General features: G+C 48.8%; 7 protein-coding genes. 6 read left to right on the plus strand and 1 reads right to left on the minus strand.

The genetic code is table 11. The annotated features are described in order from the left end of the window. The first annotated feature begins 32 nt into the window (after positions 1–32). Positions 33–947: an alpha/beta fold hydrolase gene (locus V7Z60_RS08270; protein ID WP_442918909.1), complete on the plus strand. Its 915-nt coding sequence runs from the start codon at positions 33–35 to the stop codon at positions 945–947. Positions 948–1,011: 64 nt separating this feature from the next. Here V7Z60_RS08270 and V7Z60_RS08275 read toward each other — a convergent pair whose 3' ends face one another. Then, a complete protein-coding gene (locus tag V7Z60_RS08275) occupies positions 1,012–1,755 on the minus strand; it encodes a winged helix-turn-helix transcriptional regulator (protein WP_334117355.1) in 744 nt (247 codons plus the stop codon). Between the two features lie 217 nt (positions 1,756–1,972). Between V7Z60_RS08275 and V7Z60_RS08280 the strand changes: the two genes are divergently transcribed. The 5 genes from V7Z60_RS08280 to V7Z60_RS08300 form a co-directional block, all read left to right on the plus strand. Continuing rightward, the gene (locus V7Z60_RS08280) at positions 1,973–2,875 is read left to right on the plus strand and encodes a phosphate ABC transporter substrate-binding protein (RefSeq protein ID WP_334117356.1); all 903 of its coding nucleotides are present in this window, start codon (positions 1,973–1,975) and stop codon (positions 2,873–2,875) included. 125 nt (positions 2,876–3,000) lie between these two features. After that, entirely contained in the window at positions 3,001–3,864 is an 864-nt protein-coding gene (pstC, locus tag V7Z60_RS08285; protein WP_442918910.1) for a phosphate ABC transporter permease subunit PstC, read from the plus strand. Continuing rightward, on the plus strand, positions 3,861–4,748 hold the full coding sequence (pstA, locus tag V7Z60_RS08290; protein ID WP_334117358.1) for a phosphate ABC transporter permease PstA: 888 nt from the start codon (positions 3,861–3,863) through the stop codon (positions 4,746–4,748). Before pstC ends, pstA begins: the two co-directional genes overlap by 4 nt. A 12-nt stretch (positions 4,749–4,760) precedes the next feature. Then, a complete protein-coding gene (gene pstB, locus V7Z60_RS08295; RefSeq protein WP_334117359.1) occupies positions 4,761–5,522 on the plus strand; it encodes a phosphate ABC transporter ATP-binding protein PstB in 762 nt (253 codons plus the stop codon). A 9-nt stretch (positions 5,523–5,531) separates the two neighbouring features. After that, positions 5,532–5,776: ATP-binding cassette domain-containing protein (locus V7Z60_RS08300; RefSeq protein WP_334117360.1), on the plus strand; the 245-nt coding region annotated here is incomplete at its 3' end.

The following is a 5,776-nucleotide window of genomic DNA, read 5'->3' on the forward strand; positions in this document are numbered from 1 at the left end:
AGGAATCATACGCGGCGGTCATACAGTCCGAAATGTCGGATTATGATGACGACAACAATAAGATTTCAAGCTATGTTTTTGCGTTTGACAGCTATGACGGAAAAAAGCTTCAAGCATACTGTGCGATTCCGGAAAAACCAAAAAAAGCGCTTGTTTTCGTGCATGGTTTTTGCGAATTTTTCGGCAAGTATCACGAGCTGTTTTACGATTTTTATCATGCGGGATATGCCGTGTTCTTCTATGAGCAGCGAGGATTCGGGAAGTCTTTGCGCGAAGTTTCGGACAAGGATGCGGTTTACGTCGGAAATTTTGCCGAGTATGTCGAAGACTTGAAATTGTTTACCGATGAGGTTTCCAAAATGACGAAAAAAAAGCTTGATTTGATGTTGTTTGCGCACTCGATGGGCGGCTGCGTCGGTGCACTGTATTTGGAAAAATACCCGGAAACGTTCAAAAAAGCAGTGCTGAGCTCGCCGATGATCAGGATGGCGCTTGAGCCGCGGTTAAAAAAGGTCGCCAGGCCGATCTGCCTGTTTCAAAGAGTTCTTCATCGCGGCAGGAAGCTGGCAATCGGACAGAAAAGATTCGACGAACGGCCCGATTTCAAGGGCAGCTGTACGTTGTCTGAGGCGCGTTATTTGTATCAGTTCAGGCAGCGCCTGAAAAATGCAGAGTACCAAACGAACGGTGCGACCTATTCTTGGGTTTTGGCAGCGCTGAATGCGGAAAAACAGCTCATGAAGAATGTTGACAGGATCAAATGTCCCGTGCTTCTTTGTTCTTCGGGAAACGATACGATGGTTGACGTTGCGGGACAAACGGAATTTGCCGAGAAAAGCAAGGTCGTCAAGCTCAAGCAGTTTCCTGAAGCAAAGCACGAATTGTTCAACAGCTCGGCTGAAATTTTGGAAGAATACCATGCGACCTTGCTGAAATTTTACGAATAAAACGAAAAACCAGGATGATTTCCAGTTAATTGCAAATCATCCTGGCTTTTATTTAACTTTTGTTTCATGCCTTGATTTTTATCTTGCCCGCAAACGAATAGCCGAAACCGCGGTTGGTTTTGATCCACAAAGGCGTATTCGGATCGGCTTCAAGCTTGTCTCGCAAGTGGCTGATGTGGATGTCGACGATGCGGCTTGTGCCCAGGATGTCATATCCCCAAACGCCCTGAAGCAGCTGTTCGCGGCTCAGGACCTGGCCGCAGTGCTTGGCCAGGTAGTCCAGCAGTTTGAATTCTTTTGGCGTCAGCTGAAGATCTTTTCCGTCCTTGATGGCGCGAAAAGAATCGAGGTACAGCGTGATGCCGTTTAGTTCAAAGATTCGTTCTTGAAATGCAGAGTCTTCGTCTGCTTCGTCAAATGAATTCTCAGGCTTGTGAAGCAGCATTTTGAGCTGAAGCTGCTGCTTCAGGCGAACTGCAATGTCTGAATAGTCAAAAGGTGCGGTTATGTAGTCGTTGACCTGAGTTTCAAACAGCTTGATCTCATAATCGATGTCCTTTTCCTTGGCGAGAACGATGATCGGTTCGCGAAAATTTCTGCGTAAGTCTTTCAAGTCCTTGAGCGTAGCAGCGGGAATTTCATATTCAAGATCCCAGATGATGCCGATTGGATCGCGTTTCAGCAAATTTTTCTTCAAATCGTTTACCGTAGTCGTATTGCAGACGAACCATCCGTTTTCGTTGCATGCGTTGTTGATTCCCGTAAACAAGGGCAGATTTTCCGTCAGTGCGATTACGTATTCATTCATTCAAAATTCCTCCTTGCCTTTACTTTAATGTCCCTCATTTAAAGTTATGCCACAAAAAAACAGCGTTGTGTCTGGATTTACAAGACATTTACAATCGCTTTACCTAATCAAGACTTTAACTTTACAGCCCGGGCATAACATAGACAATGTACTCGTAAGGGGGAAGACCTCAGCGGGTGAGTTCAGCAAATTCAACCACAGAAGGGACACATATTTTATGAAAAGGAAATCACTTTTTTCATCATTGCTTGTTTTAGGTTTGGCAGGAGTCGTTCTTGCCGGCTGCGGCGGGGGATCAGGCGACAGCAAGACATCCTCAGGCTCCAGCAAATCAGAATCGAATGAAAAAGTTACGATTGTCGGATCAACTGCTCTGCAGCCGTTGGTTGAACAGGCCGCTTCCAAATATCAGGATGCAAACAAGGGCGCAACGATTACGGTTCAAGGCGGCGGGTCCGGAACTGGACTCAGCCAGGTTCAGGCAGGATCCGTGACAATCGGCAACTCAGATATTTTTGCAGAACAGCAAAGCGGAATCGATGCCGGAAAGATTGAGGATCACAAGGTGGCTGTCGTCGGAATGACGCCGGTCGTCAACTCTGACGTTTCGGTCAAGAACCTTTCGATGAGCCAGTTGAAGGACATCTTCACGGGCAAGGTCACGAACTGGAAGGACGTCGGCGGCAAGGACGAAAAGATCACGGTCGTCAACCGTGCGAAAGGTTCCGGCACGCGTGCAACGTTTGAAGGTGCCGTTTTGGGTGGCGAGTCAGCAGTCAAGGCACAGGAACAGGATTCAAACGGGACGGTTCAGAAAATCGTTTCAACGACTCCCGGGGCAATCAGCTACCTTGCATTTTCATACGCAAAGACTGACGGCCTGCATACTTTGAGCCTCGACAACGTTGCTCCAACGGACAAGAACATCACGACGAACAAGTGGAAGATCTGGTCATATGAACACATGTACACGAACGGCAAGGCAAAGGGCCAGGCCAAAAAGTTCATCGACTATATGCTTTCTGACGACGTTCAGGGAAGCCTTGTTCAAAAACTTGGCTACATCAGCATTCATGATATGAAGGTCAAGAAGGATGCAAACGGTAAAGTTAGTGAATAACAGATAGTCAGGTTTAAGGAAGGCAGGTCCTGGTGTGGGCAGGGACTTGCCTTTTTGATTAAAGATGAGAGGTTTTGTTAATGGATGAGATCAAAGACAAGCTGACCAATCCTTCAAAGGAAACGATGCAGGACAAACGCGGTCATTTCTGGTGCTACCTGAGCTTAACGCTGATCATTCTTCTGGTGGCATCGATTCTTTATTTTATAACTTCAAAGGGGATTGCGACGTTTGTGCAGGACAAGGTCAGCATAGGAGATTTTCTGACGGGCAAGGACTGGGATCCTGCAGCCGGCGTGAAAAAGGTCGGAGCCTTGCCGATGATTACAACGTCCTTTGCCGTTACGGTGCTGTCTGCGCTGACGGCAACACCGTTTGCCTTGGCAATCGGCTTGTTTACGACGCAGTACGCCAGAAATGGTGCAAAGTTCCTGCAGCCCGTGATTGAGCTTCTGGTTGGAATTCCGTCAGTTGTCTACGGCTATGTCGGCTTGACGGTCGTCGTGCCCTTTATCCGCAAGGTTTTCGGCGGAACCGGCTTTGGGATTCTTTCCGGAACGATTGTGCTGTTCGTCATGGTTCTGCCGACGATCACGTCGCTTACAATTGACAGTTTGAAGGCAGTTCCCCTGCACTATCGTCAGGCTTCCCTGGCACTTGGCGCAACAAGATGGCAGACGATTTACAAGGTCATTCTGCGTGCCAGTGCACCGGGAATTTTCACAGCAGTCATCTTCGGGATGGCCAGGGCGTTTGGTGAAGCACTGGCCGTTCAAATGGTCATCGGCAATGCCTGCCTGATGCCGACGAGTCTGGTGACGCCGACCGCAACCCTGACAAGTCAGTTGACGAGTCAGATGGGGAACACGGTCATGGGTACCTTGTCGAACAACGCATTGTGGTCGCTTGCCTTGATTTTGTTGTTCATGTCGCTGTTCTTTAACCTGCTTGTCCGTTTGATTGCCAAGAGAGGAGAGATGAAAAAATGAATCCAAAAACGAGCGATAAAGTTGCAACCGGCGTCATCTGGACGTTCGTTGCAATCGTGGTCTTGATTCTGCTGTTTTTGCTGGGATACATTCTGGGAACCGGGCTGCCGGACGTTTCGATGCATTTCCTGTCCTCCCAGGCAGAAGCATTCAAGGCCGGGGGCGGTATCAGAGATCAACTGTTCAACTCGCTTTATCTTTTGGTTTTGACTTTGATCATCTCGTTTCCAATTGCACTCGGATCCGGAATCTACCTGTCGGAATTTTCAAAGGACAACTGGTTTACCCAGGTTCTCAGAACGACGATTGAAATCTTGAGTTCGCTGCCTTCGATCGTCGTCGGCCTGTTCGGATACCTGTTCTTCGTCATCAAGTTCAAGATGGGATTTTCGATTCTTGCCGGCGCCTTGGCGTTGACGTTCTTCAATCTGCCGCTTTTGACGAGAAACATCGAAGATTCTCTGCGCGACGTTCCACAGCTTCAGCGCGAGGCCGGAGCATCCCTGGGCCTTTCCGAATGGAAAACGATCAAAGGCATCGTGCTGCCGGCCGCGCTCCCCGGTATTCTGACCGGAGTCATCCTGAGTGCCGGGCGTGTCTTCGGTGAGGCCGCGGCATTGATATATACGGCTGGGCAAAGTGCGCCCGCAGTTGATTACGGCAATTGGAACCCGTTTTCTGCAACGAGCTTTTTGAATTGGAACAGACCTGCTGAAACCCTGGCCGTACACATCTGGAAGGTGAATACAGAGGCGGTCGTGACGGACGCAGGCATTATTTCAAGCGCATCGTCTGCCGTTCTGATCGTTGTCATCTTATTGTTCAACTTCGGGGCACGTGCCTTGGGGCGTTTCCTGTACAAAAAACTGACAGCTGCAAATTAAGGAGGAAAAACGATGCTGACTTTTGAAAATCCTGCCTTGAAGACGGAAAATCTTCAGGTATATTACGGCGACCACCATGCTTTCTTTGATGGTAACCTGGAATTTGAAAGAAACAGGATTACGGCCTTGATCGGGCCTTCCGGGTGCGGCAAGTCAACGTTTTTGCGCAGCTTGAACCGCATGAACGACAAGGTCGCAAACGTTACAGGTAAAATCTGGTACAGAGGCGTTGACATCAATGCAGAAGACATCAACGTGTACGAAGTCAGAAAGCATATCGGCATGGTGTTTCAAAGACCGAATCCGTTTGCCAAATCGATTCGTGAAAACATCACGTATGCATTGAAGGCAAACGGATTGACTGATAAGGAAGAACTCGACAGGCGCGTCGAGGAAAGCCTGAAACAGGCAGCGTTATGGGATGAAGTCAAGGATGAGCTTGACAAAAGCGCCTTTGCTCTTTCCGGCGGACAGGCTCAGCGTCTGTGCATTGCAAGGTGCTGCGCGATGAAGCCCGACATCATGCTGCTTGACGAACCGGCCAGTGCTCTTGATCCGATTTCGACTTCAAAGATTGAAGATACGCTGGAACAGCTGCGCGAAAACTATTCAATCATCATTGTGACGCACAACATGCAGCAGGCCTCAAGAATCAGTGACTACACTGCATTTTTCCATCTGGGCCGCGTGATTGAATACGACAGGACCGAAAACATCTTCCAGACGCCGCATGAAAAGCTGACTGAAGACTATGTTTCCGGCAATTTCGGATAGGAGGGCACTATGGCAGAAATTATTTCAACAGAAGACGTGCACCTTTATTACGGCAAGAAAGAAGCATTGCACGGCATCAGCATGAACTTTCATGAAAATGAGATCACGGCCCTGATCGGACCTTCCGGCTGCGGCAAGTCGACGTATCTGCGCTGCATCAACCGCATGAACGATCTGCTCGAGGACGTGACGATTACCGGAAGCTTTACTTTTGAAAACCAGGACATCTATGCGCCAAACGTCGATGTCGTCGA

This window comes from Ligilactobacillus sp., assembly GCF_036846325.1.
Taxonomy (GTDB): Bacteria; Bacillota; Bacilli; order Lactobacillales; family Lactobacillaceae; genus Ligilactobacillus.

Excerpts from the sequence above, each read along its gene's own strand:
- pstC (WP_442918910.1), top strand. The coding sequence starts at position 3,001 with ATGCAGGACAAACGCGGTCATTTCTGGTGCTACCTGAGCTTAACGCTG.
- V7Z60_RS08270 (WP_442918909.1), top strand. The coding sequence starts at position 33 with ATGTCGGATTATGATGACGACAACAATAAGATTTCAAGCTATGTTTTT.
- V7Z60_RS08275 (WP_334117355.1), bottom strand. The coding sequence starts at position 1,755 with ATGAATGAATACGTAATCGCACTGACGGAAAATCTGCCCTTGTTTACG.
- pstB (WP_334117359.1), top strand. The coding sequence starts at position 4,761 with ATGCTGACTTTTGAAAATCCTGCCTTGAAGACGGAAAATCTTCAGGTA.
- pstA (WP_334117358.1), top strand. The coding sequence starts at position 3,861 with ATGAATCCAAAAACGAGCGATAAAGTTGCAACCGGCGTCATCTGGACG.
- V7Z60_RS08280 (WP_334117356.1), top strand. The coding sequence starts at position 1,973 with ATGAAAAGGAAATCACTTTTTTCATCATTGCTTGTTTTAGGTTTGGCA.